The sequence below is a fragment of the Stenotrophomonas sp. STEN054 genome, assembly GCF_056854535.1.
Window position 1 is genome coordinate 19,554 of record NZ_JBXFWG010000029.1, and the last position, 26,899, is coordinate 46,452.

A 26,899-nucleotide genomic window follows, 5' to 3' on the forward strand; every position below is an offset into this window, starting at 1 on the left:
AACTTTCCCAATAGTTTCATGGCGTGAAATCCGGAAAGACGTTTACATGGCGCTCCCCGACATTCACTGCGCCGAGCCCCATGGTCCGATTCCGTCGCTCATCTTTCGAGGATCCCAGCGAGCAGTTCGCGCCGCCACCGATGGCTCCGACGACACTGCCGTCGGCCGCCCTGCCGTTCGTGCAGCAGCTGCGCATCCACCTCGCCGGTGACACTGCGATGCCGCGCCGGCCCGCCTATGCGGCAGTCATCCATGATGATGCGACAGTGTGCTGGCTGGATGCGAAAAACGACCGCATGATGACGACGGCACCCGCGCCGATCGCGCTGACACTGCTGCAGAAACTGCTGGCCGAGGAGCACCCGGCGTTGAGCCTGGCCCCGGTATCGCAGGAGTTGTTCGAGCAGCGCGCGATTGTGTCCAGCAACCTGCCGCTGCGCCCGTCGCTGTGGAACATCGGCCTTGCCGCGACGCGGCTCGACCGGCTGATGCCACCGCTGCAGATGGACGCAAAGCTGCGCCTGCGCCGCTGGCCGGATTTCCGCATCCTCGCGCACCGCCCCGACCACTTCCGTCTCTGCGCGCTGCTGATCAAACAGGGCGCCTCGGTGCAGGCGTGCTGCGAGATTCTCGACATCCCGCAACGCGCGGCGCAGTCGTTCTTCAACGCCGCCTTCCTCACAGCCTATGCCTTCCCTGTCATCGGCGAGGACGCACCGGTCCGCCCCTCGCCCACCGACGGCCTCGTCAACCTGTGGCGCCAACTTCGTATCCGCTGGAGTGCATGACCGTGCGTGAGCACAAGATCGTAGTAATGGGCCCGCTCGGTGCCGGCAAATCCACTCTCGTGCAGACCCTTACCCAAGGCAAGGCGGTGGTGACAGAAGCCCGCAACACCGATCCCAGCGTAGGCAAGGAGTACACCACCGTGGCGATGGATTATGGCGACATCGACTTGCCCGGCGGCGACCGCCTGCGTCTGTATGGCTCGCCCGGGCAGGAACGCTTCTCGTACATCTGGCCGATCCTGCTGGCCGGTGCCGAAGGCGCAATCGTGCTGGTCGATGGCAGCAAATGCGTCAACGCCACCCTCGCCGGCCAGCACCTGCAGGCGATCGCCGAACACGCACCCACCCTGCCGGTGGTCATCGGCATCACCAAGTGCGGCCGCGCCGACGACCCGGTCCTGCCGCACTGGCAGGCCTGGCTGGGTGTGCACGCGCCACACCTGCCCGCACTGCCGCTGGACCCACGCGATATGAATCAGGCCATCACCGCCATGGACCTGCTGATGAGCCAGATCGAATGCAATGCCATGGCGACCGCGGATGAATAACTCCCTCCACGCCGCAGCAGCATTGGACGCGCTGGCACGCGACGTCTCCGGCATACAGGCCATTGTCGTGGCCAGCGCCGACGGCTTCGCGCTGGCGCAGGCAGGCCCCAAGGGCAACGTTGCCGACCGGCTCGCCGCGATGACCAGCTCGATGCTGGGCCTGGCCAGCGCCCTCGGCCGCGAGCTGCGGTTTGGCGAGCTGGACACGCTGATCCTCGAGGCCGCAGGCGGCAAGGTGCTGATGCTGGCCATTCCCGGAACACAGCCTCGGCTGCTGATGACCGCCTGCGACCACAGCTGCGTCATCGGCAATGCCCTGTGGCATGCCAAGCAGTGCGTTCGCACGCTGGCCGACAACACGAACCGATGAATGTCCCTCTCTCTGCTCAGACGACTGTTTTCCTCCAAACAACCGCAACGGACCACTGAAATGAATACCGCCATCAACAAATGCCTGGACACGCTCATGCAGATCAACGGCGCGCAAGCCGTCGCTCTGGTCGATTATGAAAGCGGCATGCTGCTCGGCAACGCCGGCTCGGGCGTGGACATGGAGCTGGCCGCCGCCGGCAACACCGAAGTGCTGCGCGCCAAGATGAAGACCGCCGAGGCGCTGAACCTCAATGACAGCATCGAGGACATCCTGATCACCCTTGGCCGCGCTTACCACGTCCTGCGCCCGGTGTCGGCCAAGAAGGGACTGTTCTTCTATGTCGTGCTGGACCGTCAGAAGGCCAACCTTGCACTCGCCCGCCGCATGGTGCTGGACGTGGAAAGCTCGCTGGCACTGTAACGCCGGACCGGCAAACAACAGGAAGGGGAAGGGAACGCCGGGGCCGCCGGGGAGAGCGGCCCCGGCCCGTGGAGAGAGACCTGCAGCCTTTACTGCATAGGAGGCGGCGCCATGCGGCAAACCTGCGCACCACCGCTGAATGGCAGTCGGCCAGCCTGGTTACACACCAGGCTGGAAGCCGCCGTTGCTGCAGCATTGATCTTGTTGTTAACACTGATCCTGGCCGTGCCGTCCACAGGAAAGCACGCTGCCGGCATGTCGCTTCATCGGGCAGTTTCCAGCCTCGCCACGGCAATCAAGTTGGTGGAAGCCAGCTATGCCGACCTCTCTCTGCAGATGACCGACCGGCATCTTGGTCTGCCAAGAAGTGCGACGTCCTGTCGGCGACTCACGCTGAGCCTCCCCGAAACAGGCCACGCTCGCCTGACCTGCGAATTACGAACGACGGCAGGCGTGCAAGGCACGTTGGTGCTACTGCGCAGCCCGGAGGGTGCCTGGCAGTGCCGGGCCAACGTGAGCCGTCCGCAGATGCTTCCAGCGGCATGCAGCACCCAGCCATCCGAATAATCGCAAAACACAGCGCGAAGTTGGATTTTTACCAATTATTGAATATACGCCAGAACGGCCTGGTGATTATCTAGGGCGGGACATGGAAAACTCACTCCATCGCCCACCCATTTAATGAAAAACCCCCACGGAGGATCCTCATGATTATTGAAACAACGCATCGTCCTATTATGCCGGAACGCACTTCCCGACAGAGAGGCTTCTCGCTCATCGAACTGATGGTGGTGGTCGCAATCATCGGTATTCTATCGATGATTGCGTTGCCTCAGTACCAGAAGTTTGCTGCCAAGGCCAAGCTCGGTGCGGCGTTGGCCGAAGTGACGCCCGGCAAGGTGGGCATGGAAACGCTGCTGGCCGAAGGCGCCGATCTGAGCAGGATCGCCCCGGCAATGGTCGGCCTGCCCGATGCGGGATCGCGCTGCACCTCGTTCAGCGTGGCGCTGGACACCGATGGCACAGGCAGCCTGGTGTGCAGCCTCAAGCATGACGAGGCGTATGGCGGCAGCCGCCTGAACCTGGTGCGCGATGCAGATGGCACCTGGAGCTGCAACAGCGATGTGGAAGACCAGAACCTGTTGCCCGAGGCCTGCCGCGCCTGACCGCAGACGCCCTGCGGGAAGGAGCTGCGCGCTCCTGCCCGCAGGGAGAGAATATTCCTACAGAAGAACATCCTCATGAGCAATTCAATACCCAATGCTGGCGCGCACATTGATGCCGCCTGGCTGCAGAAGGGCTTCTCACTGATTGAACTGATGGTGGTGGTTGCAATTCTCGCGATCCTCGGCATGATCGCGCTGCCCCAATATCAAAGTTTTTCCGCCAAAGCGAAACTGGCTGCTGCGCTGGAAGAGATTTCAGTCGGCACCAGAGGCCTTGACCTGATCTACATGGAAGGCGGTGACGTTTGGGCAAGGGATATAACCGCCGAAGACATTGGCCTGCCATCGAAGAGCAAACTCTGCGCAGAGCGCTACGTAAACTCGCAAGAGTTCTGGTGTGTCTTGAAGCCTGATCCCGTGATGGGCCACGCTCCGAACATCGGCTTTCTGCGCAACAGCCACACAGGCAAATGGACTTGCAGTGCGAGCGTTGGAAACGCGAGCCAGCAGCTGGTTCCGGAGCAGTGCCGCTACCGCCCCGGCGGTCCTTGAAGAGAGGTCCCATCCGCTGCTGAACATTTCCATGCACACCGATGGCACGCTTTGCGCATGCGCCAAACCACCCAGGCCTGCGCAGCCGCCCAAGCCCACTCATTCCATTCTTGTCATCGCCGACGCCAATCCTTGGGTGCGCCGAGAGCTGGGGGAACAGATCCGCCCCCTTCTCCCGTCGCAAGCCGTGCAGGACGCACGCTCGCCTTTCGAAGTCATGTTGCAGATTGCCGACCCACGCTGCCGCCTGCTGGTAATCGATCCCTGCATGCCAACCATTGGCCAGACCGACGGCATTCCGCTTCTGCGCAGGGTCTGCTGCCTGCGCCGCGACCTGCAGGTCCTGGTGCTCGCCCGACAACCGCATCAGTTGCTGCGCGACAAAGCGTTTCCCAGGCAGATCAGCCACGTCTATGGCAAGAACATCAGCGCCACCTGGCTGTGTCGCTTCGTCGACCGGGCCCTGACAGAGGCCGAGGCGGCCTGAGCCTCGCGCGGCGCCCCTTCAGTGGCTGAAATGCACTGCGTCGACGGTGTTGCCCAGAGCCTCCACGCGCACTGTGCTGTCCTGGCCGGTGCGGCGGTGGTGGTCGCTGGCGCGCAGCAGGGCGGCATCGAAGGCGGCGGCGCCGCTGGCGAAGGGTTCGGCAACCGCGGTCGCCGGGTCGAGGACGGACCAGCTCGTGGCAGTGCATTTGACGGTAATGACCATGGTGGACTCCTTGAGGGAAGGGGCAGCGTCGTCGGGGCGCCTGCGGTTGCCGCCCACCCTAGGCAGCCCATCAGAGAGTGCCTATCGGATTAGTACGAAAATTCCTGACCAGAACGTCAGAACACCACCCCCATCACATCCCTGAGTCCGTTTAGTGAAAGTTTTTCGTGACTCTTGTCACGAAGTCAGTAGCGCTTCACACTACCGTCACCAACAGGGGCCCCTTCCACATGCGCACCTCGCTTCCGATGCAGCGTTCGACCTTGCTGAAGTTCTACTTCGTGGCCAGCTATCTGGTCCTGTTCGAGGAACTGGTGCGCGCCAGCATCAGCTGAGCGCTCGTCGCCCGGGCGCATGCGGCAGACACTGAGCCCCCGCGCACCCGAGGCCGCGCCGATGAAGACCGCTTTCCTGCCGGTGCTGCTGATGCTGGCCATGGGTGGCTGCGCCCAGCCCGAACCCGTGCCGACGCCTGCCCGCGATCCCGCCACCGCCGCGCCCGTTGTCGGCGGCGATCGCGACGCACACGGCTGCATCGGTTCGGCCGGCTACCAGTGGTGCCAGCGCAGCGGACGCTGCGAGCGGCCGTGGGAGCTGGCCCAGGCCCAGGCCCTTGCCAATACCGCCGAGGCCATCGACGCGTGGTGCGCGCTGCCGCCCACGCCCGCGCGGAAGTAAACTTCCCGCATGTCCGACCTCAGCCCCCTGCCCCGCCTCGAGCCGGGCCGTTACCGCCATTTCAAGGGCGGTCTGTATGAAGTGATCGATATCGTGCGCAGCAGCGAAACCCTTCAACCGCAAGTACTGTACCGCGCCCTGTACGGCGAAGGCGGCCTGTGGGTGCGCCCGTACGACATGTTCGTCGAGCAGGTACCAGGCGAGCACGGCCCGCAGCCGCGTTTCGCCCGCATCGAAGGCTGAGTACCCCTCACATCGTTCGCACGCCGGACCGGCGCATGCTGGCGCGCCTCCCTCTTGTGATGCTCTCATGCGCCTGGTTCCTGTCGCGGTTCTGCTGGTGGCGGCCGTCGGTTCTGCCCGTGCTGACGACTCACCCGTGCCGGGCTTCGACCGCCCAGGCCTGGGCTTTTCAACCGATACGGTCAAGCCCCGGGGGGTCGCGCTGGAACTCGGATTTCCCACCTACGAGCGTGCCCACGATGCGTCGGGCACTTCCCGTGAGGTGACCAGCTCGGTTCTGCTACGCACCGGCCTGACCCAGGCGATGGAGCTGCAGGTTCAGGCGTCGCCTTGGAACCGGCATCGGATCACGACTGCTGGAGCTGCGGCAGCTACCGACGAAGGCAGAGGCGACACAGCGGTATCGCTGAAGTGGGCCGGACCGGGAAGCACGGAAACGACCTCCTGGGCTCTGCGTGCTTCGGCGGTCGTCGACACCGGCAGGTCCTCATTCAGCGACGGCCGCCAGTACGCGCTGGCCGCCAGTGTCGAAGACCAGTTGAGCGACCGCTGGACGGTCGCCTTCTATGCCAGCCACCAGCGCGGCGCGGGAAGCCACAGTTCCACCTGGTCTCCCAGCGTGTCGTTTGAGGCAACCGAGCGATTCGGGATATTTGTCGAGGCAGGCTTCACGGCAACGAGCGATGAACCCCACGAGGCCGTGGCAGGCGCGGGCGTCACCTGGGCGCTCACCCCACGGATCCAGTTTGACGCTTCGTTCGATGCGGGACTGGATGAAAAAAGCCCGGACCTGCAGGCCGGGCTCGGTGTTTCTATATTTCTTGAGTGAAGGGACTGAACGCCCCCCCGGCTCGCCTTGCTGCACTAGGTGACCTTCTTGGCCACCGTCATGCCCAGCAGGAACAAGACAACGGCGATGATGATGCCGGCCCAGAACAGGAACTTGGCGATGCCGACCGATGCGCCGGCGATGCCGCCGAACCCGAGGGCACCGGCAATAAGGCCGATGATGGCAAAGATGATGGCCCACTTGATCATGTCGATCCTTCCCCGAAAGGGTGTACGAACGGTATGAACAGGTTAAGCCTGCGCCGATGCCCGTGCCGTGAGCGCGCCGCGCGCGCGGCGTGAACATTCAGTGCGGTCGGAAACGCAGCAGCGCCACCGCGAAAGCCAGGAATACGCTGCCGACCAGGCGCTCGAACCAGCAGTGCGCGATGGGCTTGGCCAGCCAGCGACGCAGGCTGTGGCCGCCGGCGGCATACATCACGTACCAGAACAGCTCGCAGCCGGCGAAGGTGGCCACCAGCACGGTGTACTGCAGGCCCTGCGCACGCGTGGGATCGACGAACTGCGGAAGGAACGCGGCGGCAAACAGCAGCAGTTTCGGGTTGCTCAGACCCACCAGCAGGCCGCCGCGGAAGACCGCCCCTGCACCGTGGACCGGCTCCAGCAGCGGCTCGCCTGCGCTGGCCGCCGGGGCCGGCCGACAACTGTCGCGCCACGCCTTGATGCCCAGCCAGGCCAGATAGGCCACGCCGAGATAACGCAGCACCTCGAACAGCATCGGCGACGAACGCAGCAGCGCGCTCAGTCCGGCGGCGGAGGCGGCAAGCACCAGCAGCATGGCCAGCAGGCAGCCGGCCATGGCCGGCACGCTGCGGCCGAAACCCAGGCCGACGCTGCGGCCGAGGATATGCAGCATGTTCGGGCCCGGCGTGCCACACAGCACGAAGACCGTGGCGAGGAACCACCACCAGGTTTGCAGGGCCATTGCTTTTCTCGACGCGGGAAGCCCACCAGCTTACGGGCTGGCGACGCGCGGCGGTACGTACAGCCCGGTGCGCGATCGACGGTTGCAGAAGTCGGCCAGCATGCGGGGGCGGTCTGTGCTGCAATGCGGCTTCAAGCATGGAGACACGCATGAAGACCCTGGGCCTGATCGGTGGCATGAGCTGGGAAAGCTCAGCGCAGTACTACCGCCTCATCAACGAGGATGTCCGCCAGCGGCTGGGCGGTGCGCACTCGGCGCAGCTGCTGCTGTGGTCGGTGGATTTCGCCCGTATCAAGCAGCTGCAGCACGACGGCGACTGGGACGCGCTGGGCGTAGAGATGATCGATGCCGCGCGACGGCTGCAGGCCGGCGGCGCCGAGCTGCTGGTGGTCTGCACCAACACCATGCACAAGCTGACGCCACAGCTGGAAGCCGCCTGCCCGATACCGCTGCTGCACATTGCAGATCCCACCGCCGAGGCCATCCTGCGCACGGGCGTGCGCACGGTCGGCCTGCTCGGCACGGCGTTCACCATGGAAGAGGATTTCTACCGCGGCCGGCTGAGCGAACGCTTCGGGCTGGAGGTACTGGTGCCGGATGCCGATCACCGCCGCGACGTGCACGACATCATCTACCGCGAGCTGATTGCCGGCGTGGTCAGCGAGGCCTCGCGACAGGTGTACGTGGAAGTGATCCAGCGACTGGTCGCGCGCGGCGCCGAAGCGATCATCCTGGGCTGCACCGAGATCATGCTGCTGGTCCGCGCGCAGGACAGCCCGGTGCCGTTGTTCGATACGACCACGCTGCACGCGCGCGCCGCCGTGGATGCCGCGCTGGCCAGGGGTCGGGTCCCTTCGCAACGCGAAGGGCTCTGACCCCGCATTTCAGCCTTCGCGTATTTCCAGCGCGGTCACCAGCCACTCGACCACTGCAGGCGAATCGCACAGAAAGAACACGGCGTCGCCGCTGCGTGCTTCACTCAGCATGCGGTACACGCTGATGGCCGTGGCTGCCTGGTTGGCAATGAAGACTTCGGTGCTGCGAGGCCCTTCGACCTGCCGCGATTCGCGCTGCAGCGCTTGGCGCGCAGCAACGGTTTCGGCCGGTTCGGCTTCACGGCTGAGGTCCTCGCCGCGCAGACCCCAGGACACAAAGACACGCTTGTCCTTGAACGTGGTATCCAGGACATGGACGCCGGCCGTGCCTGCGCCAGGCGAGCAATGAATGACGATACTGCTGATCAACGCAACCCCCTGTGGTCGTCGTGGTCCACGCATCGTCCAGCACGCGCGCCGTTGCCGCCGGTGGCCGGAGCCGGGGCTCCGCCTGCTGGCGCGACGGTGGGTAGTGGAAGAAAACCGATGCGATCGGATGTCCGCTGATGATAAGGGAACTCCCCGGCTGCATGGGCTGCGGGCCTGAACGCCCGGTATCGTGCATGACCAGGAGAGTCGAGCTTGCTCGACTGTCTCGAAGATCAGTCGAGCAAGCTCGACGCTACAGACAACAAAAAAGCCCACGCATCGCTGCGCAGGCTTTCCGTTTCATCACAGTGGTCGGGACGGCCGGATTCGAACCGACGACCCTCTGCCCCCCAGGCAGATGCGCTACCAGGCTGCGCTACGCCCCGACTGATGCTGCGATGTACCCGCCAGTGCGGCGGGCCGTGAAGTATAGCGGATTACGCTGGGTTTTGGATCACCGGCGAAGCAAATGCAGCACTTCTTCCAGCTCCATGCGCACCTGCTTGATGATCTGGTTGCTCAACGCGGATTCCTCGCGCGCATCCGGACCCTCCAGGCGCAGGCGTGCGCCACCGATGGTGTAACCCTGTTCGTACAGCAGGCTGCGGATCTGCCGCACCATCAGCACATCATGACGCTGGTAATAGCGACGGTTGCCACGGCGCTTGGCCGGCTCAAGGCTGGGAAATTCGGTTTCCCAGTAGCGCAGCACGTGCGGCTTGACGTCGCACAGCTCGCTTACTTCACCAATGGTGAAGTAGCGCTTGGCCGGGATCGGCGGTAGTTCGCGGTTACTGCCCGGATCCAGCATAAGCTTCCACCCTCTCCTTGAGCTTCTGGCCCGGACGGAAGGTGACCACCGTACGGGCGGAAATCGGAATTTCCTCGCCGGTCTTGGGGTTGCGACCCGGGCGCTGGTTCTTGCGCCGCAGATCGAAATTACCGAAGCCGGACAGCTTCACCTGACGTCCCTGTTCCAACGCTTCACGCAGCACATCGAAGAACGCGTCGACGAATTCCTTGGCTTCCCGCTTGTTCAGACCGACTTCGTCGAACAGCTTTTCCGCCATCTCCGCCTTGGTCAATGCCATTGCCTGCTACCCCTGAGTGCTTCCCGCTCAGCCGCGGATCCGTGCGTGGTGTTCACGTTCGATCGCAGTGACCACCTCGGCCACCACCGCTTCCACGTCGCGGTCCGTCAGAGTGCGCGACTTGTCCTGCAAAATCAAGCCCATAGCGAGACTCTTGAATCCCGGCTCGACCCCTTGGCCGACGTATCGGTCGAACAGGTTCAGCTCGCGCAGCAGCGGACCGGCAGCCTGGCGGATGGTCGCGGCCAGGTCGCTCCAGGCCACCTGTTCAGGCACCAGGAACGCGAGGTCGCGGCGCACGGCCGGGAAGCGCGACAGCTCGCCGGCACGCGGCAGCGCACGGGCCGACAGCGCCTCCAGGTCCAGCTCGAAGGCATAGACGTCGGCATCGATGTCCATGGCCTTGGCCAGGCGCGGGTGGATCTGGCCGATCCAGCCGATCACCACGCCATCGCGGTACACCTCGGCCGAGCGGGCCGGGTGGCCGAAGGCGCGGGTCGAGGGGCGGAATTCGAGGACGGCACCGCTGGCGGCGGCCAGCGATTCCAGGTCGCCCTTCAGGTCATGGAAGTCGACCTTGCGGGTCGGCAGGCCCCACTGCACGGCCTGCGCATCGCCACAGACGGCGGCGGCCACGCGCGGGGTTTCCAGCGGTGCCGGCTGGCCTTCGCCCGCCTGCTGGGCGAACACCCGGCCGACCTCGAACAGGCGCACGCGACCCAGCTGGCGGGCGGCATTGCGGCCCAGGGTGGCGACCAGGCCCGGCAGCAGCGCCGGGCGCATCACCGCCAGCTCGGCCGACAGCGGGTTGGCCAGCGGCACCAGGTTGTCGCGCAGCTGCCACTGGGTCAGCAATGCATCGTCGACGAAGGCGAAGTTCAGGGTTTCCTGCAGGTCGCGGGCGACCAGCTGGCGACGCACGCTGAGCACGTCCAGCTGGGTCTCGGTCGGCATCGCCACGCGCGCCGCACCACCCGGCAGGGTGGTCGGAATCTGCTCGTAGCCGTGGATGCGGGCCAGTTCCTCGATCAGGTCTTCTTCGATGGCGATGTCGAAGCGGCGGCTCGGTGCGGTCACCTGCCAGCCTTCGCCGGCCGCGCTCACGCCCATGCCCAGCGCGCGCAGGATGCGCTCGACTTCGGCGTCTTCAATGGTGATGCCCAGCACGCGGGTGATGCGGGCACGGCGCAGGGTGATCGTCGCTGCCTGCAGCAGATCAGCCTCGGCCGCTCCCGGCATCCTGCCTCCCGCGGCACTTGCGCTGTCCTGCGCGGCGCGCGCCTCGGTGACCGGTGCCGGGGTACCGCCGGCCAGGTCCAGCACCAGGCGGGTGGCGTATTCGATGGCGGTGCGCGGCAGCGCCGGGTCGACGCCACGCTCGAAGCGATGGCCGGCATCGGTGTGCAGGCCCAGCTTGCGGCCACGGCCCATGATGGCTGCCGGCGCGAAATGCGCGGCCTCGAGGAACACGGCGGTGGTGTCGTCGGTGACGCGGGTGTCGAAGCCGCCCATCAGGCCGGCCAGGCCGACCGCACGGTCGGCGTCGGTGACCACCAGGAAGCTCTCGTCCAGCACCGCATCGCGTCCGTCCAGCAGCTTGATGGCTTCGCCGGCGCGCGAACGACGCACGCCGATGCTGCCCTGCAGGGTGCCGAGGTCGTAGGCGTGCATCGGCTGGCCCAGTTCCAGCATCACGTACTGGGTGATGTCGACCAGCAGCGAGACCGGACGCACGCCGCTGCGGCGCAGGCGCTCGGCCATCCACAGCGGCGTCCTGGCGGCGGCGTTGACGCCTTCGATGACGCGGCCCAGGTAACGCGGCGCTTCGGCGCCGGCGTCAAGCTGGATGGACAGCTCACGGCTGCCGACCGCGGCAATGGCGTCGGCGGCGAAATCCAGTACTTCGCTGCGGGTGGCCGCGGCCACGTCGTAGGCGATGCCACGCACGCTGAAGCAGTCGGCGCGGTTGGGGGTCAGCTTGATCTCGATGCTGGCGTCCGGCAGGCCCAGGTACTCGACCAGGGTCTGGCCGACCGGCGCGTCATCAGGCAGTTCCAGCAGGCCCGAGGCATCGGTGTCCAGGCCCAGCTCCTTGGCCGAGCACAGCATGCCGTTGGATTCGACGCCGCGCAGCTTGGCCGACTTGATCGCCAGGGCGCCGATCTGCGCGCCGACCATGGCCAGTGGTGCAACCAGACCCGGGCGCGCGTTCGGCGCACCGCAGACGATCTGCAGCAGTTCGCCCTGCCCTGCGTCGACCTTGCACACCTGCAGGCGGTCGGCTTCGGGGTGGCGCACGGCTTCAACGATGCGTGCCACGACCACGTGCTGCAGGCCGTTGCCGAGCGCGGTCACTTCTTCCACTTCCAGGCCGATGGCGGTCAGCACCGCGCTCAGTTCATCGCGCGAGGCGGAGGTCGGGACGTGGCTGCGCAGCCAGTTTTCGGAGAATTTCATGGTGTCACCCTGGTGGGCCCGGCGCATGCGCCTGGGCCTGCGAATTTAGGAGCAGCCGAGCAGGGCTCGGCTCTACATGGTTGCGGCTTACGCGAACTGTTTCAGGAACCGCACGTCGTTCTCGAAGAACGCGCGCAGGTCGTTGACGCCGTAGCGCAGCATCGCAAAGCGCTCCACGCCCAGGCCGAAGGCGAAGCCGGTGTAGCGCTCTGGATCGATGCCGACGTTGCGCAGCACGTTCGGGTGGACCATGCCGCAGCCCAGCACTTCCAGCCAGCGGGTGCTGCCATCGGGCTGCTGCCAGGCGATGTCCACTTCCGCGCCCGGTTCAACGAACGGGAAGTAGCTGGGACGGAAGCGCATTTCGAAATCGCGCTCGAAGAACGCGCGCACGAACTCGGCCAGCGTGCCCTTCAGGTCAGCAAAGGTGGAGTGCTCATCCACCAGCAGGCCTTCGACCTGGTGGAACATTGGCGAATGGGTCTGGTCGCTGTCGCTGCGGTACACCTTGCCGGCGGCGATCATGCGCAGCGGCGGCTGGTGCTCGCCCATGTAGCGCACCTGCACGCCGGAGGTATGCGTGCGCAGCAGGCGGCCATCGCCGAAGTAGAAGGTGTCGTGCATGGCGCGCGCCGGGTGGTGCGGCGGGAAGTTCAGCACCTCGAAGTTGTGCCAGTCGTCTTCGATTTCCGGACCCTCGGACAGCTCGTAGCCCAGCCGGCCGAAGATGCCGGTGATGCGTTCCAGGGTGCGGGTGATCGGGTGCAGGCCGGCGCGATCGGAGTCGCGGCCCGGCAGGGTGATGTCGATCGCTTCGGCGGCCAGTCGCGCATCCAGTGCGGCGTTTTCCAGCACGGCCTTGCGTTCGCCCAGCGCGCTGGACAGCGCGTCACGGGCCTGGTTGATGGCTTCACCGGCGGCCTTGCGCTCGTCAGCCGGCAGGGTGCCGAGCTGCTTGAGCTGGGCGGTGATGCTGCCGCTCTTGCCGAGCAGGGCCACGCGCAGCTGTTCCAGCGTGTCGGGGCTCTGTGCGGCGGCCACATCGGCCAGCGCCTGGGTGGTGAGGGATTGGATGTCGCTCATGGGGGGCCGGAACTCCAGTCGGTCTGCCATCGCGATGCGCGAAGGGCCGACCCCTGTCGCCACCGCCGGTCCCCGCACCGCGCGCCTGCGGCGTTGCCGGGACCCAAAAAAGAATGGGGAAGGACTTGCGCCCTTCCCCATGCATTGCCTTTACCAGACACCGTTCCCGTTGAACGGCAACGGCATCGGGAAGGACTTATGCCGCCAGTGCGCCCTTGGCCTTTTCGGCCAGTGCAGCAAAACCGGCTGCGTCGTGCACGGCGATATCAGCCAGGACCTTACGGTCCAGGGTGATGCCGGCCTTCAGCAGGCCGTTCATGAAGCGGCTGTAGCTCAGGCCGTTGATGCGGGCAGCCGCATTGATACGGGTGATCCACAGCGAACGGAAGTTGCGCTTCTTCTGCTTACGGCCGATGTAGGCGTACTGCTGTGCCTTGATGACCGCCTGCTTGGCGACGCGGAAGACCTTGCGACGGGCATTGTAGTAGCCCTTCGCCAGATCAAGGATTTTCTTGTGGCGGCGACGCGCCTGTACGCCACGCTTAACTCGTGCCATTTTTCAGTTCCTCAGAGGTAAGGGAGCATGCGGTCCAGACGGCCTGCGTCTTCTGCACGGACATGGCCCGTCTGACGCAGATTACGCTTACGCTTGGTCGCTTTCTTCGTGAGGATGTGGCTACGGTTGGCATGGCCGCACTTGTACTTGCCCGAGGCGGTCTTGCGGAAACGCTTGGCCGCTGCCCGGTTGGTCTTGATCTTGGGCATTGCAATGTCCTTGATGGGGGTGACCCTGGTTTCTGACTGATCTGGCGGTGGCCTGGGCCACTCTTTCCGTCCTGCCATGATCGGCGTACGACCCGTCCTGGGTGGGTCGAGCCGGGCATGATACAGGCAAAACCGCCCTGTCACCAGCCCCTGCAACCCTCAAACGTCCTGCCGCAAAAGCAAAGGGACGCCAATGGCGTCCCTTTACCCCGAACCGTTCAGCCAGGCGCCCCGAAAGGCAGCCCTGCAGGCCTCAGGTCTTCTTCTTCGGCGCGATCATCATGACCATCTGACGCCCTTCCAGGCGCGGACGGGATTCGATGACGATGTCCTCGCCCAGATCGGTCTCGATCCGGTTGGCCATCTCGCGACCCAGTTCCTGGTGGCTCATTTCACGGCCACGGAAGCGGATGTTGACCTTGATCTTGTCGCCTTCCTCGAGGAAACCACGCATCTTGCGCAGCTTGATCTGGTAGTCGCCCTCGTCCGTGACCGGACGGAACTTCACTTCCTTGATCTCGACCTGCTTGGTCTTCTTCTTGGCCTCGCTGGCCTTCTTCTGCGCTTCGAACTTGAACTTGCCGAAATCCATGATCTTGCAGACCGGCGGATCGGCCTGCGGCTGGATTTCAACCAGGTCCAGGCCTTCATCTTCGGCCATGGACAGCGCTTCGTCGCGCGACAACACGCCGATCATTTCTCCGTCACTGCCGATCACGCGGACGCGCGGCACACGGATTTCCTGATTCTTGCGGTTCTGTTTGTTGTCAGGTGTGCTGATATTACGTTCTCCCAAGGGTATCGAACCGGTCCGGGCGCTTATTCACCCGGACCGGACCTTTGCTTACGCGCCCTCGGCGTGGAGCCGCTCGATGAAGGCCTGCAGGCTCATGCTGCCAAGGTCTTCGCCAGAACGCGTACGCACCGCCACAGCTCCATTTTCCTTCTCGCGGTCACCGATGACCAGCAGATAGGGCACGCGCTGCAACGTATGCTCGCGGATTTTATAACCGATCTTCTCGTTACGCAAATCGGAGCTGACGCGGAAGCCTTGCTCCGCAAGGGTTTTGGTCACGCCGGCGACGTATTCAGCCTGGGCGTCGGTGATGTTGGCCACCACCACCTGGGTCGGGGCCAGCCAGGCCGGGAACTGGCCGGCGTGGTGCTCGATCAGGATGCCCAGGAAACGCTCCATCGAGCCGACGATGGCACGGTGCAGCATGACCGGGTGCTTCTTCTGGCTGTTTTCGTCCACGTACTCGGCGCCCAGGCGGCCCGGCATCATGAAGTCGACCTGCATGGTGCCCAGCTGCCAGGTACGGCCGATCGCGTCTTTCAGGTGGTACTCGATCTTCGGGCCGTAGAAGGCGCCTTCGCCCGGCAGCTCCTGCCATTCCACGCCACAGGCGGTCAGCGCCGAGCGCAGCGCGCCTTCGGCCTTGTCCCAGGTGGCGTCATCACCCAGGCGCGATTCCGGGCGCAGGGCGATCTTGATCTGGATCTCGTCGAAACCGAAGTGCTGGTAGACCGCCAGCGCCTGCTGGTGGAACGCGGTCACTTCCGATTCGATCTGGTTCTCGGTGCAGAACACATGGCCGTCGTCCTGGGTGAAACCACGCACGCGCAGGATGCCGTGCAGCGCGCCGGACGGCTCGTTGCGGTGGCAGGAACCAAACTCACCGTAGCGGATCGGCAGGTCGCGGTAGCTGTGCAGGCCCTGGTTGAACACCTGGACATGGCCCGGGCAGTTCATCGGCTTGACCGCGTAGGTGCGCTTCTCCGATTCGGTGAAGAACATGTTGTCCTGGTAGTTGTCCCAGTGGCCGGACTTCTTCCACAGGCTGACGTCCAGGATCTGCGGGCAGCGCACTTCGCCGTAGCCGCTGCTGCGGTAGACCTTGCGCATGTACTGCTCGACCACCTGCCACAGCGCCCAGCCCTTGGGGTGCCAGAACACCAGGCCCGGGGCTTCTTCCTGCAGGTGGAACAGGTCCTGCTGCTTGCCGATGCGGCGGTGGTCGCGCATTTCGGCTTCTTCGATGCGCTTGATGTATGCCTCGAGCTGCTTCTTGTCGGCCCAGGCGGTGCCGTAGATGCGCTGAAGCTGTTCGTTCTGCGCATCGCCACGCCAGTAGGCACCGGAAATGCGGGTCAGCTTGAAGGCCTTCAGGAAGCGCGTGTTCGGCACGTGCGGGCCGCGGCACATGTCCACGTATTCCTGGTGGTAGTACATGCCCATCGCCTGGATGTCGTCGGACATGTCCTCGATCAGGCGCAGCTTGTAGTCCTCGCCACGGGCCTTGAAGATCTCGACCACTTCAGCGCGCGGCGTCACTTTCTTGATGACGTCGTAGTCCTGGGCGATCAGCTCGCCCATGCGCTTCTCGATGGCGGCCATGTCTTCCGGCGTGAACGGGCGCTCGGAATAGATGTCGTAGTAGAAGCCCTCGGCGATGACCGGGCCGATCACCATCTTCACGTCCGGATACAGCTGCTTGACGGCGTGGCCGACCAGGTGGGCGCATGAGTGGCGGATGATTTCCACGCCCTCCTCGTCCTTGGCGGTGATGATGCGCAGGCTGGCATCGTGGTCGATGACGTCGCTGGCATCGACCAGCACGCCATCCACGGCGCCGGCGATGGTGGCCTTGGCCAGGCCGGCGCCGATCGACTGGGCGACGTCCATGACGCTGACGGGATTTTCGAATTCGCGGCGGCTGCCGTCGGGAAGGGTGATATTGATCATCGCAATGGCTTCGTGCGGGGCCCGCGCGGGCGGGCTGGAAAGCGTTCCGGGCGGTGCCCGGGCAATAAAAAAGCGCCGCGAGGGCGCCTGCGGAACAGGGCCTTCGGTGGCAGGTCAGCGGTGGGCGGTGGTAGTGCTCATGTCGCACGCTCGGCCGGCGCTGGGCGCGGGCCACCTTGTTCCAGTCAGGTTCTGCGTCGATCTTAAACCAGCGCGCCGCAAAGCCCAAGATCTGGCGGATCCGCGGATGAATCCGCGATGCTGGCAGCTGTAAAACGCAATGATTACCATGTGCGCGCAGCCTCACTGATGGCAGGCTGCCCGACTTCCTACAAGACGCTTTCCGATGATTACCGTTGGGCTCGCTTCCTTGGGCTTCTGCAGCCTTGCCGTGCTGTCGGCGATGTTTTCCGCGCTGGCGCTCTACGCGGCCTCGCCGCACTGCCGCTGGCCGCGCCTGCGCCGTGCGGGCCGCCTGGGCCGGCAGATCGGCCTGGTCGCCGCGGTCGCCTCGCTATGGCTGTGGATGGCCGAACTGGGCGTTGCCGCCGGGCTGGTGGCGATGCTGTGCACCTGGATGCTGGTAGCCCTGCTGCTGCCGGCGCTGGCGGCCTGGCACCGCCCGGCGGTGGATGGCAGCGCACGGGAGCCGCGCTGATGTGGATGCGCGCCCTGTCGGGCATCTTCGTCGGGTTCTTCCTTGCTGCCGCTGCCACCGGCCTGCTGACCTGGCTGCCGCCGGGGCCGTGGCCGAGCGCGTTGGTGCCGGCCCTGATCGCCTTCGTTCCGCTGTGGATGCTGGCGGCGCTGTGGGCCTTCAGCTTCCGCACCGTGGCGCGCGCCTGGCTGGTGCCTGCCGGCTGCGCCGCCGCCGGTTTCGCCGTGTTGTGGCTGCTGCGCCTGAGCGGCGCGGTGCAATGAGAACGAGCGCATGAAATTCAGTTCGCAGACCCTGCGTACCTTCACCACCCTGCACACCTGGGTCGGCCTGGTGGCCGGCTTCGGCCTGTTCGTGGCGTTCTACGCCGGTGCGCTGACCCTGTTCCACCACGATCTGCCGGTGTGGCAGACGCCGGGTGCGGCCAGCGTGCTGCCGGCCGGGCTGGACGACGCGCAGTACCTGCTGGACGACGTGCTGGCCAAGCACCCGGAAGCACGCCGCCATGTCGGCATGACCTTCCCCGGTGCCGAGCACCCGCAGCCACTGGCCTACTGGCAGGGCGCCGACGGCGGCTGGCGCTACGCCTGGCCCGGCAACACCGGCGGCAGCGCCACGCCACCGCAGGCGGGCCTGGCCGAGCTGGTCAACGAACTGCACTACAGCCTGGGCCTGCCGGTGGCCGGCATCTATGTGATGGGCATCGTCAGCCTGCTGTACGGCATGGCCCTGCTCAGCGGCCTGGTCATCCACCTGCCCAAGCTGCTGGGCGACCTGTTCGCGCTGCGCCCGGGCCGCAACCTCAAGCAGATGTGGCAGGACGCGCACAATGTGATCGGCGTGCTCAGCCTGCCGTTCCACCTGATGTTCGCGGTGACCGGTGCCCTGCTCTGCCTGGTCTTCATCCAGATCGCCCTGCTCAACCCGCTCATCTTCGAAGGCAAGGCGATGCAGGTGGTGCCGGCGGCGATGGATACCGCGCCAGTGCGCGAAGCCGCGGGCGTGCCGGCCGCCCCGGGCAGCCTGCGCGAGCTGCATGCGCGCGCGCTTGAAGTGGCCCGCGCACAGGGCGTGGCCGATTTCGAACCGGCCTACCTGAAGCTGGCCAACGGCGGCGATGCCAACGCCACCATCGAGATCACCGGCGAATCCAGCGGCACGCTTGGACCACTCGGTTCGGTGGCGCTGGACGTGGCCAGTGGCCGCGTGCTGGCCAGCCAGCTGCCGGGCCACCGCGACGCCAACCACGCCACGCTCAGCGCCGCCTATGCGCTGCACTTCGGCGAATTCGGCAACGGCGTGGTGGTCTGGCTGTACTTCCTGCTGGGGCTGGGCGGCGCCTTCCTGTTCTACTCGGGAAACCTGCTGTGGATCGAATCGCGGCGCAAGCGCCGGCAGCCGCAGCAGCCGCGCGCAGGGGTGAACATGGCGCGGGCCACGGTGGGCGTGTGCATCGGCCTGTGCGTGGCGATCTCGGTGGCCTTCGTCACCGCGCTGGTGCTCGAACGCGTGGCCCCGGCCGCGGTGGACCAGGGCATCCGCTGGGCCTGCTTCGGCACCTGGGCGGCGTGCGCGCTGTGGGCGGCCCTGCGCCGGCCGGCGCAGGCCGCGCGTGAACTGCTGTGGGCCGCAGCCATCAGCACCGCCCTGGTGCCTGTGATGCATGGTGCACTCAACGGCGACTGGCCGTGGCTGGCTGCCGCGCGCGGGATGTGGCCGCTGTTCTGGATCGACGTGGTGGCCCTGGCGATGGCCTTTGGTTTTGCCCGGCTGGCGGTGGCCAGCCAGCGCCGTGCCCGTGATGGCGACCCCAACAGCGTGTGGGCCAATTGAGGAAACCGCCGGGCCTGGCCCGGCGCCAACGCGTCACTGCGGGTAACGGCTGACTTCAATCAGGTTCCCGTCCGGATCGCGGAAGTACACCGACTCGATCGGCCCCAGGGCACCGGTGCGCGGCACCGGCCCATCTTCCACCGCGACGCCCTGCGCCTGCAGGTGGGCCAGTACATCGGCCGTGGCCGCGCGCGTGACCAGGCACAGATCGGCGCTGCCCGGGGTTGGCCGCACGGCATGCGGCTGCAGCGGCGCACTGGCCGGGTGCAGGTTGATCTTCTGCTGGCCGAACTGCAGCGCGGTACGGCCGGCGCCGAAGCGCACGACCTGCATGCCGAGCACGCGCTGGTAGAAATCACAGCTGCGGTCGATGTCGGCGACGGTAAGGACCAGGTGGTCGAGGCGTTCGATGAGGATCATGCCCGCAGCTTAGCGCTGCGGGCGTGGTGTGGATGTGCGCGGTCGGGCGGCCGGTGTTGTGGCATTGCGCGCGGTGCGGCGGTCTCAGTCGCCGACGCGGGCCTTGTGCCATGGCGTGAGCATGGCATTGAGCAGGCTGGCCTGTTCGTCATCGCCGGTCAGTTCCCACATGAACACGCCGGCCAGGCCCTGCTCGCGGGCGAACTGCGCGCGCAGGCCGATCGAGCGCGGGTCCTCGTAGCTGATGATGACCTTTTCGGCGGCGTTATACAGCCACGGGCTCTGCGCCTGCGGCTGCCAGTGCTTCGTCCAGCCCGGCTGGTCCAGATAGCGCGCCTTGATCACCCGCCAGTCGCCGGCATCGGCCGGTGCGCTGTAGGCCTGGTACAGGCCATCGGGCGCGTCGCCGGTCACCTTGAACCCACGCCCGTAGAACGGCACGCCCAGCACCAGCTTGTCGGCCGGCACAACGTGTTCGCGGTAGTACTGCACGGCGCCGGCCACGTTGTTCCAGCGCCGCAGTTCCGGCGCCAGCGGGTCGGCCGGCACTTCATGCAGCGGTGCGTTGAAGGTCGACACCGCCGAGAAGCCGGTGCCCATGTCATAGCTCATCAGATTGATGAAATCGAACACCTTGGCCAGCGCCGGCAGATCGTAGCTGGCGGCCGGGTCATAGGGGCCATCGGTCTGCAGGCGGCCGGCCGCGAGTGCAGCGGTCAGCAGCATCGGCTGGCCACGCTTGCGGCCTCGCGCATCCAGCGCCACGCGGAAGGCCTGTGCGAGACGGGTCATGTTCGCGCGGTCCTGCGGGCGATGGGCCAGTTCCTTCGGGCCGCCACTGACGGGAAATTCCCAGTCGATGTCCACGCCGTCGAAGCTGCTTGCGTACTGCTCGAAGAACAGCGCCATGCAGGAATCAACCAGACGCTTGCGGCTGGCCTCGTTCAGCGCGGCATCGGAGAAGCCGCCTGCGCCCCAGCCGCCGATGGAGATCAGCGTGCGCAGGTGCGGGTGCGCCTTCTTCAGCTCGGCCAGCGCGGCGAAGTTGGCGGGCGCTTCGGCGCCCACCGTGCAGCGCCCTGCCTCGATGGTGGAGAACGCGTAGAACAGGTGGGTGAGCCGATCGGCCGGAATGTGCGACACCGGGTAGCGCTCGGCCGAACCGCCGGGATAGTAGGCACCGTAGATCGGCGGCTGTGCCGCGTGGCTGGCGGCAGGAACGGCGGCGGCGAACAGCAGGGCAAGCCCGGCCAGAGTCTGGCGCAACATGGAAACTCCCGGTTGGTAGAGTCGAGCGTGATCGACTCTACACGGATCCGGCATCGGCTAAGGTAGCTGCGGACCTTCAATCGCACACGGACATGAGCACAGACCACGACGCCACGCAGGATGCACTGCAGGCCAAACAGTCCCGCGCGTACGCGGCGTTCGACGAAGGCGACCTGGCACAGGCTGCGCGCCTGTTCGGCGAACTGATCGAACACGCGCCCGAGGTGTCCTACCTGCACTACATGCGCGGGCTGGCGCACAAGTACCTGCGCGACTGGCGCGCCTCGCTGCAGGACAACCTGCATGCCGAGCAGGTGAGCGACGAATTCGACGAAGCCGCCGCCTGGAATGCGGGCATCGCGGCCAGCGCCCTGGGCGACTGGACCGAGGCGCGCAGGCAGTGGAGCCGGTGTGGCATCACCCTGCCCGAGGGTGACGGCGAGATCGCCGCCGACTTCGGCGTGGCCTGCGTGCGTCTGGCGCCGTGGAAGGATGCCGAAGTGGTGTACATGAACCGCATCGACCCGGTGCGCGCGCGCATCGGCAACGTGCCACTGCCCGAAAGCGGCTTCCGCTTCGGCGACATCGTGCTGCATGACGGCGCCTCCACCGGCCGCCGCACCTACGGCGAGGGCGATGTGCCGGTGTTCAACGCGATGCAGCGCCTGCAGGCATCGGACATGGCGACCTTCACCGTGTTCGTGCAGTGCGACGCGGCCGAGGACATCGCGGCGCTGGAAGTCCTGACCCTGCCCGGCATCGGCACGGTCGAGGACTGGACCGCCACGGTGCGCCGGCTGTGCCGCCGCTGCAGCTATGGCACCCTGCACCGGCATGACGACGAACCCGGCAACGATGACGACAGTGGCTGGAAGCGCGAGCGCGACCTGGGCATCGCGGCGCAAGGTCGGGCTGCGGTGGAGAAGCTGATGGCGACCTGGACCGCGGCGGGACCGGGGCGCGTGCTGCAGGCCATCGAGCAGCGCGAGCATCCCTTGAGTAATCCGGAGCCGGGCCAGGTGTGGTGGCTGGGCGAGGAAGAAGAGGAAGCGCGCGTCAACCTGGGTTGATGCCCGCAAGCCTTGTGGCACAGAGCCTTCAGAATTCTTCAGGCTGGTTTCCAGCACTTCAGTCGCAGCGCAGTCTCAATCGGGCTCCCTTTGATGGAGTCCGACGATGCGATCGATCCTGCCTGCCCTCACCCTGCTCTGCGCGATCTGCACCCTGCCCTTCGCTGCCCGCTCTACCCCACCGGACCAGGCCCGTCTGCAGGCCCTGCAGCAGGCCATCGCCAGCGACGAACTGAAACAGATCCGCAGCGTACTGCTGCAGGTCGATGGCAAGGTGGTCTACGAGGGCTACTTCAACGGCGCCGACGCGCAGACCCTGCACGACGTGCGATCGGCCAGCAAGGGCGTGACCGCGCTGCTGGTCGGTGCCGCCATTGGCGAGGGCGCCCTGCCCAGCGTGCAGGCCCGGGTGTATGACTACTTCCCGACGTTCACCGCGCAGCGCGCGATCGACCCGCGCCTGCGTGCCACCACCGTGCAGGACCTGCTGACCATGAGCAGCCTCTGGGAATGCGATGACGAAAACCAGTTCTCGGCCGGCCACGAGGAACGCATGTACGTGTCCGAGAAGTGGCTGGACTTCGCCCTGGACCTGCCGGTGAAGGGCTTCGCGCCGTGGATGCAGCGACCGGAGGACAGCCCGCATGGTCGCGCGTTTGCCTACTGCACCGCCAATCCGTTCGTTCTGGGCGCGGTGCTGGAGCAGGCCAGCGGCCAACCGCTGGCCGACTACGCTGCGCGCGTCCTGGAGCGACCGCTGGGCATCACCCGCAGCCAGTGGAACCGCTCGCCGGAGGGCATCGGCATGGGCGGCGGCGGCACCCGCTACCGCACCCAGGACCTCGCCCGCTTCGGCCAGCTGGTGCTCGATGGCGGCCGCTGGCAGGGCCGCCAGCTGGTGCCGAAGGAGTACATCGAGGCGATGGTGCGACCGCAGGCGACCACTTCCGACGGCGGCGACTACGGTTACCAGTGGTGGGGCCTGAAGCTGGACGTGCAGGGTTCACCACGCACGGTGTGGGCGATGTCCGGCAACGGCGGCAACTACGTGTTCGTGCTGCCCGAGCAGCGCGTGGTGGCGGTGGTCACCAGCCAGGCGTTCAACCGCAACTTCGCCCATCCGCAGTCGCGGCGCATCCTCACCGAGTTCCTGCTGCCGGCGCTGCGCTGAGCGCGGCCAGGTCGTCCGGCCGCCAGCTGGCGGCCAGCACCTGCGCACGTTGCCGGGCGATGTCGGCATCCAGCCGCTGCAGCAGGGCCGGCCAGCCGGGCGCGCTGCGCAGGGGGACGAACAGCGGCGTGGCACGCAGCCACGCCACGTCGCGGAAGCCGTCGTCGACCGCCTGCTGTAGTGCTGCCACCGCGTCGCCTGCATGGCCCTGGGCCTGCAGCAGCAGCGCCCGCTCCAGCGCCGCATCGGGCCAGCCGTCGCCCGCTCCCGCGCTGGCAGCGAGCTGCCGCAGGCGCTGGTCGATCCAGGCAGGGTCCGCAGCCTGCGCGCCATGCAACGCCGCCAGGGTCTGGCCCAGTGACTGCTGTGACCGCAGCTGGCGGCCACGCTCGAACGCGTCGGCGGCGCCTGCGGTGTCGCCGGCCAGCAATGCCAGTTCACCCTGCAGGCGCAGCAGCTGCGGATGCGGGGTGCCACGCGCGAGCGCTTCATCCAGCACCTGCCGGGCCCGCTGCGGCGCGCCGGCAAGGTACAGGCTGCGCGGCCAGGCGATGTTGGAAAAGACGTTGTCGGGGTAAAGCTGAAAATTGCGCGCGTGGCGATCCGCGGCCGCCTGGGTGAAGCCGAGCAGTTCCAGCTCGCGCGCGACCTGCACGTCACGGAAGCGGATGCGCTCGGGTGCCTTCAGGGACAGGTTGGCCTGCAGCGCCGTGGCAAGCTGGCCGCGTTCCTGCTGCAGGTAGGCCAGCGATGCACGGCTGCGCTCGTCGTTCGGCTCGAGTTCGATCGCACGGCTGTAGCCGGTGATCGCCTGCCGCATGTCGCCAAGGCAGTCCTGCGCGTAGCCCCACAGGGCGTGTGCGGCGGCATCGCCTGGTGCGCGCTGGCGCTCCTGCTCGGCCAATGCCAGCGCCTCGCGCAGCTGCTCGGGCGTGCCGTTGAACAGGCAGCCCTGCGCCGCCAGCGCACGGGACAGGCCGCGCCGCGCCGGCGTGGATTCGGGATCAGCCTGCAGCGCCTGCCGGTACAGGGTGATGGCCACGCGGTTGTTGTTGGCCTGGCCGATACCCGCGTAGTACTCGGCGCGCTGCAGCAGCGACTGCCCGGCCCTCTGCGGCGTCGAACGGGGCCACAGCAGCAGCGTGGCGGCCACGCCCAGCACCACGACAACCCCCACGCCCCACCCGAGCCTGCGGGCGCGCGAGGATGGCGCGAGCGGTGCGCTGGCCGGCAGCGGCGGCGCACACAGCTGATAGCCGCGGCCACGTACCGAACGGATGTAGCGCGGCCGCCGGCTGTCATCGCCCAAGGCCTGCCGCAGCAGCTTCACCCGCTGGCTGACCGCATCCTCGCCGACCACCGCCGGTGCCCAGACCTGCGCGGCCAGCGTGTCGAAATCCACGACGTCGGTGCCGTGCTGGAGAAGTACGTCGAGCAGGGTCCAGCTGAGGCCGCTGACCGGCAAGACCTCGCCGTTGCGACTGACGCGTTGCGCCGGGCGATCGATATCGAGGTCGAGCAGGCGCAGGGTGTCCATGTGCGAAGCATAGCGTCACGGCTGCGCTGGGAGACAGGCAAAGAAAAAGCGGGCCGAAGCCCGCTTTTTCATTTTCGAAGGCGTGAGGACCAACGGCCCTCACCTACGGTAACCGGCTGCGCCGATTACTCGGCGCTGGCGCCTTCGCCTTCTTCGACGGCCTTCATCGACAGGCGGATACGGCCCTGCTTGTCGACTTCCAGGACCTTGACCTTGACCACATCGCCTTCTTTCAGCACGTCGCCGACCTTCTCGACGCGGTCGCTGGAGATCTGCGACACGTGGACCAGACCGTCCTTGCCCGGCAGGATCGTGACGAACGCACCGAAGTCCATGATCTTGGCGACCTTGCCTTCGTAGATGCGGCCCGGCTCGACGTCCGAGGTGATCTGCTCGATGCGGGCCTTGGCGGCCTGGGCAGCGATGGCGTTGACCGATGCGATGACGATGGTGCCGTCATCCTGGATGTCGATCTGGGTGCCGGTTTCCTTGGTGATGGCCTGGATGGTCGAGCCACCCTTGCCGATCACTTCGCGGATCTTGTCCGGGTGGATCTTGATGGTCAGCAGGCGCGGCGCGTAGTCCGACAGCTCTTCGCGCGGAGCGGTCAGGCCGTGGGCCATTTCGCCCAGGATGTGCAGACGGCCGGCCTTGGCCTGCTGCAGAGCCTGCTTCATGATCTCTTCGGTGATGCCTTCGATCTTGATGTCCATCTGCAGGGCGGAGATGCCCTCAGCGGTACCGGCAACCTTGAAGTCCATGTCGCCCAGGTGATCTTCGTCACCCAGGATGTCGGACAGGACGACGAAGCGATCGCCTTCCTTGACCAGGCCCATGGCGATACCGGCAACCGGCGCCTTCACCGGCACGCCGGCGTCCATCAGGGCCAGCGACGAACCGCAGACCGAGGCCATCGACGAGGAACCGTTCGACTCGGTGATCTCCGAGACGACGCGGATGGTGTACGGGAAGGATTCCAGCGACGGCATGACAGCCAGCACGCCGCGCTTGGCCAGACGACCGTGGCCGATTTCGCGGCGCTTCGGGCCCATCATGCGGCCGGTCTCACCCACCGAGTACGGGGGGAAGTTGTAGTGGAACAGGAAGTTTTCCTTGTACTCACCGGAGACGGCATCGATGACCTGGCCATCACGGGCGGTGCCCAGGGTGATGGTCACGATGGCCTGCGTTTCACCGCGGGTGAACAGCGAGGAACCGTGGGTACGCGGCAGGATGCCGGTCTGCACGGCGATCGGGCGGACGGTGTCCAGCTGACGGCCGTCGATGCGGACCTTGGTGTCCAGCACCGAGTTGCGCATGGTGCTGTATTCCAGCTCGCCGAATTCCTTCGACAGCTCGGCCGGGTTCCAGCCTTCAGCGGCCACGCGGCCGGCCAGGGATTCGACCACGTCCTTCTTGATCGCCGAGATGGCGTCACGGCGCTGCAGCTTGTCGCGCACCTGGAAGGCTTCGCCCAGGCGCGGGCCGATGGCTTCCTGCAGGGCGCTGATCAGCACGTCGTTCTTGGCCGGGGCCACCCAGGTCGACGGCTTGGTGCCGGCTTCCACGGTCAGCTCGTTGATCGCGTTGATGACCTTCTGCATTTCGCGGTGACCGAAGGTCACGGCGCCCAGCATCACGTCTTCGGACAGCAGCGCGGCTTCGGATTCAACCATCAGCACGGCGTTGGCGGTACCGGCAACGACCAGCTCCAGCTCCGATTCCTTCAGCTCCGACACGGTCGGGTTGAGGATGTATTCGCCGTTCTTGTAACCGACCTTGGCCGCAGCGATCGGACCCTTGAACGGGGTGCCGGCCAGCGACAGGGCAGCCGAGGCACCGATCAGGGCCGGGATGTCACCGTCGATTTCCGGGTTCAGCGACATCACCGTGGCGATGATCTGGACTTCGTTCTTGTAGTCTTCCGGGAACAGCGGACGGATCGGACGGTCGATCAGACGCGAGATCAGGGTTTCCTTCTCGGTCGCGCGGCCTTCGCGCTTGAAGAAGCCACCCGGGATACGGCCACCTGCGTAGAACTTCTCCTGATAGTCACAGGTCAGGGGGAAGAAATCCTGGCCTTCGCGCGCGCTCTTGGCGGCAACGGCGGAGACCAGCAGCACGGTGTCGTCGAACTTGACGATGACGGCGCCACCGGCCTGACGGGCGATTTCGCCGGTTTCAAGCGTGACGGTGTGCTTGCCGTACTGGAAGGTTTTGGTGATTTTTGCCACGGAGGGTGTCCTTGGGGATGCTGTCTGCGAATTTGGACCGTCGGCGACCCTTGCCGCCAGCGGGTGA

General features: G+C 66.2%; 33 protein-coding genes and 1 tRNA gene. 17 read left to right on the top strand and 17 right to left on the bottom strand.

Going from position 1 to position 26,899, the window contains the following annotated elements:
- The first annotated feature begins 23 nt into the window (after nucleotides 1–23).
- From AC1VXD_RS12620 to AC1VXD_RS12655, 8 genes are all read left to right on the top strand, one after another.
- The gene (locus AC1VXD_RS12620; RefSeq protein WP_482992327.1) at nucleotides 24–788 is read left to right on the top strand and encodes a hypothetical protein; all 765 of its coding nucleotides are present in this window, start codon (nucleotides 24–26) and stop codon (nucleotides 786–788) included.
- A complete protein-coding gene (locus AC1VXD_RS12625) occupies nucleotides 785–1,336 on the top strand; it encodes a GTP-binding protein (RefSeq protein WP_482992328.1) in 552 nt (183 codons plus the stop codon). The genes AC1VXD_RS12620 and AC1VXD_RS12625 overlap by 4 nt, the downstream gene beginning before the upstream one ends.
- Entirely contained in the window at nucleotides 1,329–1,706 is a 378-nt protein-coding gene (locus tag AC1VXD_RS12630; RefSeq protein WP_482992329.1) for a roadblock/LC7 domain-containing protein, read from the top strand. The genes AC1VXD_RS12625 and AC1VXD_RS12630 overlap by 8 nt, the downstream gene beginning before the upstream one ends.
- Nucleotides 1,707–1,766: 60 nt before the next feature.
- Entirely contained in the window at nucleotides 1,767–2,129 is a 363-nt protein-coding gene (locus AC1VXD_RS12635; RefSeq protein ID WP_079222572.1) for a hypothetical protein, read from the top strand.
- Between the two features lie 255 nt (nucleotides 2,130–2,384).
- Nucleotides 2,385–2,696 carry a pilin gene (locus tag AC1VXD_RS12640; protein WP_482992354.1) on the top strand — a complete coding sequence of 104 codons (312 nt, stop codon included), beginning with the start codon at nucleotides 2,385–2,387 and terminating at the stop codon, nucleotides 2,694–2,696.
- A gap of 140 nt (nucleotides 2,697–2,836) precedes the next feature.
- Complete coding sequence (locus AC1VXD_RS12645; RefSeq protein ID WP_482992330.1) at nucleotides 2,837–3,295, top strand: pilin; 459 nt, start codon at nucleotides 2,837–2,839, stop codon at nucleotides 3,293–3,295.
- 75 nt (nucleotides 3,296–3,370) lie between these two features.
- The gene (locus tag AC1VXD_RS12650) at nucleotides 3,371–3,847 is read left to right on the top strand and encodes a pilin (protein ID WP_482992331.1); all 477 of its coding nucleotides are present in this window, start codon (nucleotides 3,371–3,373) and stop codon (nucleotides 3,845–3,847) included.
- A gap of 31 nt (nucleotides 3,848–3,878) precedes the next feature.
- On the top strand, nucleotides 3,879–4,334 hold the full coding sequence (locus AC1VXD_RS12655; protein WP_482992332.1) for a hypothetical protein: 456 nt from the start codon (nucleotides 3,879–3,881) through the stop codon (nucleotides 4,332–4,334).
- A gap of 18 nt (nucleotides 4,335–4,352) precedes the next feature.
- On the opposite strand, the gene AC1VXD_RS12660 is transcribed toward AC1VXD_RS12655, so the two are convergent.
- A complete protein-coding gene (locus tag AC1VXD_RS12660; protein ID WP_482992333.1) occupies nucleotides 4,353–4,559 on the bottom strand; it encodes a hypothetical protein in 207 nt (68 codons plus the stop codon).
- A 435-nt stretch (nucleotides 4,560–4,994) separates the two neighbouring features.
- Here AC1VXD_RS12660 and AC1VXD_RS12665 point away from each other — a divergent pair, with 435 nt between their 5' ends.
- The 3 genes from AC1VXD_RS12665 (at nucleotide 4,995) to AC1VXD_RS12675 (ending at nucleotide 6,309) form a co-directional block, all read left to right on the top strand.
- Complete coding sequence (locus AC1VXD_RS12665; RefSeq protein WP_482992355.1) at nucleotides 4,995–5,237, top strand: hypothetical protein; 243 nt, start codon at nucleotides 4,995–4,997, stop codon at nucleotides 5,235–5,237.
- A 9-nt stretch (nucleotides 5,238–5,246) separates the two neighbouring features.
- On the top strand, nucleotides 5,247–5,480 hold the full coding sequence (locus tag AC1VXD_RS12670) for a DUF1653 domain-containing protein (RefSeq protein ID WP_482992334.1): 234 nt from the start codon (nucleotides 5,247–5,249) through the stop codon (nucleotides 5,478–5,480).
- A gap of 67 nt (nucleotides 5,481–5,547) precedes the next feature.
- Nucleotides 5,548–6,309: a transporter gene (locus AC1VXD_RS12675; RefSeq protein ID WP_482992335.1), complete on the top strand. Its 762-nt coding sequence runs from the start codon at nucleotides 5,548–5,550 to the stop codon at nucleotides 6,307–6,309.
- A gap of 35 nt (nucleotides 6,310–6,344) precedes the next feature.
- On the opposite strand, the gene AC1VXD_RS12680 is transcribed toward AC1VXD_RS12675, so the two are convergent.
- Both AC1VXD_RS12680 and AC1VXD_RS12685 read right to left on the bottom strand, forming a co-directional pair.
- Nucleotides 6,345–6,518 (bottom strand): DUF1328 domain-containing protein, encoded by a 174-nt coding sequence (locus tag AC1VXD_RS12680; RefSeq protein ID WP_108769430.1) that lies wholly within the window; start codon nucleotides 6,516–6,518, stop codon nucleotides 6,345–6,347.
- A gap of 97 nt (nucleotides 6,519–6,615) precedes the next feature.
- The gene (locus AC1VXD_RS12685; protein ID WP_482992336.1) at nucleotides 6,616–7,254 is read right to left on the bottom strand and encodes a LysE family translocator; all 639 of its coding nucleotides are present in this window, start codon (nucleotides 7,252–7,254) and stop codon (nucleotides 6,616–6,618) included.
- Nucleotides 7,255–7,403: 149 nt separating this feature from the next.
- On the opposite strand from AC1VXD_RS12685, the gene AC1VXD_RS12690 reads away from it, so the two are divergent.
- Nucleotides 7,404–8,129 carry an aspartate/glutamate racemase family protein gene (locus tag AC1VXD_RS12690; RefSeq protein WP_482992337.1) on the top strand — a complete coding sequence of 242 codons (726 nt, stop codon included), beginning with the start codon at nucleotides 7,404–7,406 and terminating at the stop codon, nucleotides 8,127–8,129.
- Between the two features lie 9 nt (nucleotides 8,130–8,138).
- On the opposite strand, the gene AC1VXD_RS12695 is transcribed toward AC1VXD_RS12690, so the two are convergent.
- The 10 genes from AC1VXD_RS12695 to thrS form a co-directional block, all read right to left on the bottom strand.
- The gene (locus AC1VXD_RS12695; RefSeq protein ID WP_482992338.1) at nucleotides 8,139–8,405 is read right to left on the bottom strand and encodes a hypothetical protein; all 267 of its coding nucleotides are present in this window, start codon (nucleotides 8,403–8,405) and stop codon (nucleotides 8,139–8,141) included.
- Nucleotides 8,406–8,807: 402 nt separating this feature from the next.
- A tRNA-Pro gene (locus tag AC1VXD_RS12700) sits at nucleotides 8,808–8,884 on the bottom strand.
- A 68-nt stretch (nucleotides 8,885–8,952) separates the two neighbouring features.
- Nucleotides 8,953–9,309, bottom strand: coding sequence for a MerR family transcriptional regulator (locus tag AC1VXD_RS12705; RefSeq protein ID WP_482992339.1), 357 nt, complete (start codon nucleotides 9,307–9,309; stop codon nucleotides 8,953–8,955).
- The gene (locus AC1VXD_RS12710) at nucleotides 9,290–9,589 is read right to left on the bottom strand and encodes an integration host factor subunit alpha (RefSeq protein WP_005410432.1); all 300 of its coding nucleotides are present in this window, start codon (nucleotides 9,587–9,589) and stop codon (nucleotides 9,290–9,292) included. Before AC1VXD_RS12710 ends, AC1VXD_RS12705 begins: the two co-directional genes overlap by 20 nt.
- 27 nt (nucleotides 9,590–9,616) lie before the next feature.
- Nucleotides 9,617–12,046: a phenylalanine--tRNA ligase subunit beta gene (gene pheT / locus AC1VXD_RS12715; protein WP_482992340.1), complete on the bottom strand. Its 2,430-nt coding sequence runs from the start codon at nucleotides 12,044–12,046 to the stop codon at nucleotides 9,617–9,619.
- Between the two features lie 87 nt (nucleotides 12,047–12,133).
- On the bottom strand, nucleotides 12,134–13,129 hold the full coding sequence (pheS, locus tag AC1VXD_RS12720) for a phenylalanine--tRNA ligase subunit alpha (RefSeq protein WP_482992341.1): 996 nt from the start codon (nucleotides 13,127–13,129) through the stop codon (nucleotides 12,134–12,136).
- 196 nt (nucleotides 13,130–13,325) lie between these two features.
- A complete protein-coding gene (gene rplT, locus AC1VXD_RS12725; RefSeq protein WP_005410435.1) occupies nucleotides 13,326–13,685 on the bottom strand; it encodes a 50S ribosomal protein L20 in 360 nt (119 codons plus the stop codon).
- A gap of 11 nt (nucleotides 13,686–13,696) precedes the next feature.
- Nucleotides 13,697–13,894 carry a 50S ribosomal protein L35 gene (rpmI, locus tag AC1VXD_RS12730; protein ID WP_005410436.1) on the bottom strand — a complete coding sequence of 66 codons (198 nt, stop codon included), beginning with the start codon at nucleotides 13,892–13,894 and terminating at the stop codon, nucleotides 13,697–13,699.
- Between the two features lie 253 nt (nucleotides 13,895–14,147).
- The gene (gene infC / locus AC1VXD_RS12735; RefSeq protein ID WP_079222586.1) at nucleotides 14,148–14,690 is read right to left on the bottom strand and encodes a translation initiation factor IF-3; all 543 of its coding nucleotides are present in this window, start codon (nucleotides 14,688–14,690) and stop codon (nucleotides 14,148–14,150) included.
- Between the two features lie 48 nt (nucleotides 14,691–14,738).
- Nucleotides 14,739–16,640: a threonine--tRNA ligase gene (gene thrS / locus AC1VXD_RS12740; RefSeq protein ID WP_116863217.1), complete on the bottom strand. Its 1,902-nt coding sequence runs from the start codon at nucleotides 16,638–16,640 to the stop codon at nucleotides 14,739–14,741.
- Between the two features lie 346 nt (nucleotides 16,641–16,986).
- On the opposite strand from thrS, the gene AC1VXD_RS12745 reads away from it, so the two are divergent.
- Genes AC1VXD_RS12745 through AC1VXD_RS12755 form a run of 3 tightly spaced genes read left to right on the top strand, consistent with a single transcriptional unit; the run spans nucleotide 16,987 to nucleotide 19,131 of the window.
- Nucleotides 16,987–17,298, top strand: coding sequence for a hypothetical protein (locus AC1VXD_RS12745; RefSeq protein WP_482992342.1), 312 nt, complete (start codon nucleotides 16,987–16,989; stop codon nucleotides 17,296–17,298).
- Nucleotides 17,298–17,561 (top strand): hypothetical protein, encoded by a 264-nt coding sequence (locus tag AC1VXD_RS12750; protein ID WP_482992343.1) that lies wholly within the window; start codon nucleotides 17,298–17,300, stop codon nucleotides 17,559–17,561. The genes AC1VXD_RS12745 and AC1VXD_RS12750 overlap by 1 nt, the downstream gene beginning before the upstream one ends.
- Before the next feature lie 10 nt (nucleotides 17,562–17,571).
- Nucleotides 17,572–19,131, top strand: coding sequence for a PepSY-associated TM helix domain-containing protein (locus AC1VXD_RS12755; RefSeq protein ID WP_482992344.1), 1,560 nt, complete (start codon nucleotides 17,572–17,574; stop codon nucleotides 19,129–19,131).
- 33 nt (nucleotides 19,132–19,164) lie between these two features.
- Here AC1VXD_RS12755 and AC1VXD_RS12760 read toward each other — a convergent pair whose 3' ends face one another.
- Both AC1VXD_RS12760 and AC1VXD_RS12765 read right to left on the bottom strand, forming a co-directional pair.
- Nucleotides 19,165–19,551 (bottom strand): VOC family protein, encoded by a 387-nt coding sequence (locus tag AC1VXD_RS12760; RefSeq protein ID WP_482992345.1) that lies wholly within the window; start codon nucleotides 19,549–19,551, stop codon nucleotides 19,165–19,167.
- Nucleotides 19,552–19,635: 84 nt separating this feature from the next.
- Complete coding sequence (locus AC1VXD_RS12765) at nucleotides 19,636–20,820, bottom strand: glycoside hydrolase family 18 protein (protein ID WP_482992346.1); 1,185 nt, start codon at nucleotides 20,818–20,820, stop codon at nucleotides 19,636–19,638.
- A 92-nt stretch (nucleotides 20,821–20,912) separates the two neighbouring features.
- On the opposite strand from AC1VXD_RS12765, the gene AC1VXD_RS12770 reads away from it, so the two are divergent.
- Together AC1VXD_RS12770 and AC1VXD_RS12775 are read left to right on the top strand one after the other, a co-directional pair.
- Nucleotides 20,913–21,890, top strand: a complete 978-nt coding sequence (locus tag AC1VXD_RS12770) for a hypothetical protein (protein WP_482992347.1) — start codon at nucleotides 20,913–20,915, stop codon at nucleotides 21,888–21,890.
- Nucleotides 21,891–21,996: 106 nt separating this feature from the next.
- The gene (locus AC1VXD_RS12775) at nucleotides 21,997–23,061 is read left to right on the top strand and encodes a serine hydrolase domain-containing protein (RefSeq protein WP_482992348.1); all 1,065 of its coding nucleotides are present in this window, start codon (nucleotides 21,997–21,999) and stop codon (nucleotides 23,059–23,061) included.
- Here the strand turns inward: AC1VXD_RS12775 and AC1VXD_RS12780 are convergent.
- The gene (locus tag AC1VXD_RS12780) at nucleotides 23,030–24,598 is read right to left on the bottom strand and encodes a winged helix-turn-helix domain-containing protein (protein WP_482992349.1); all 1,569 of its coding nucleotides are present in this window, start codon (nucleotides 24,596–24,598) and stop codon (nucleotides 23,030–23,032) included. The genes AC1VXD_RS12775 and AC1VXD_RS12780 overlap by 32 nt on opposite strands.
- Before the next feature lie 125 nt (nucleotides 24,599–24,723).
- Nucleotides 24,724–26,832 carry a polyribonucleotide nucleotidyltransferase gene (gene pnp / locus AC1VXD_RS12785; protein WP_482992350.1) on the bottom strand — a complete coding sequence of 703 codons (2,109 nt, stop codon included), beginning with the start codon at nucleotides 26,830–26,832 and terminating at the stop codon, nucleotides 24,724–24,726.
- Nucleotides 26,833–26,899 lie beyond the last annotated feature (67 nt).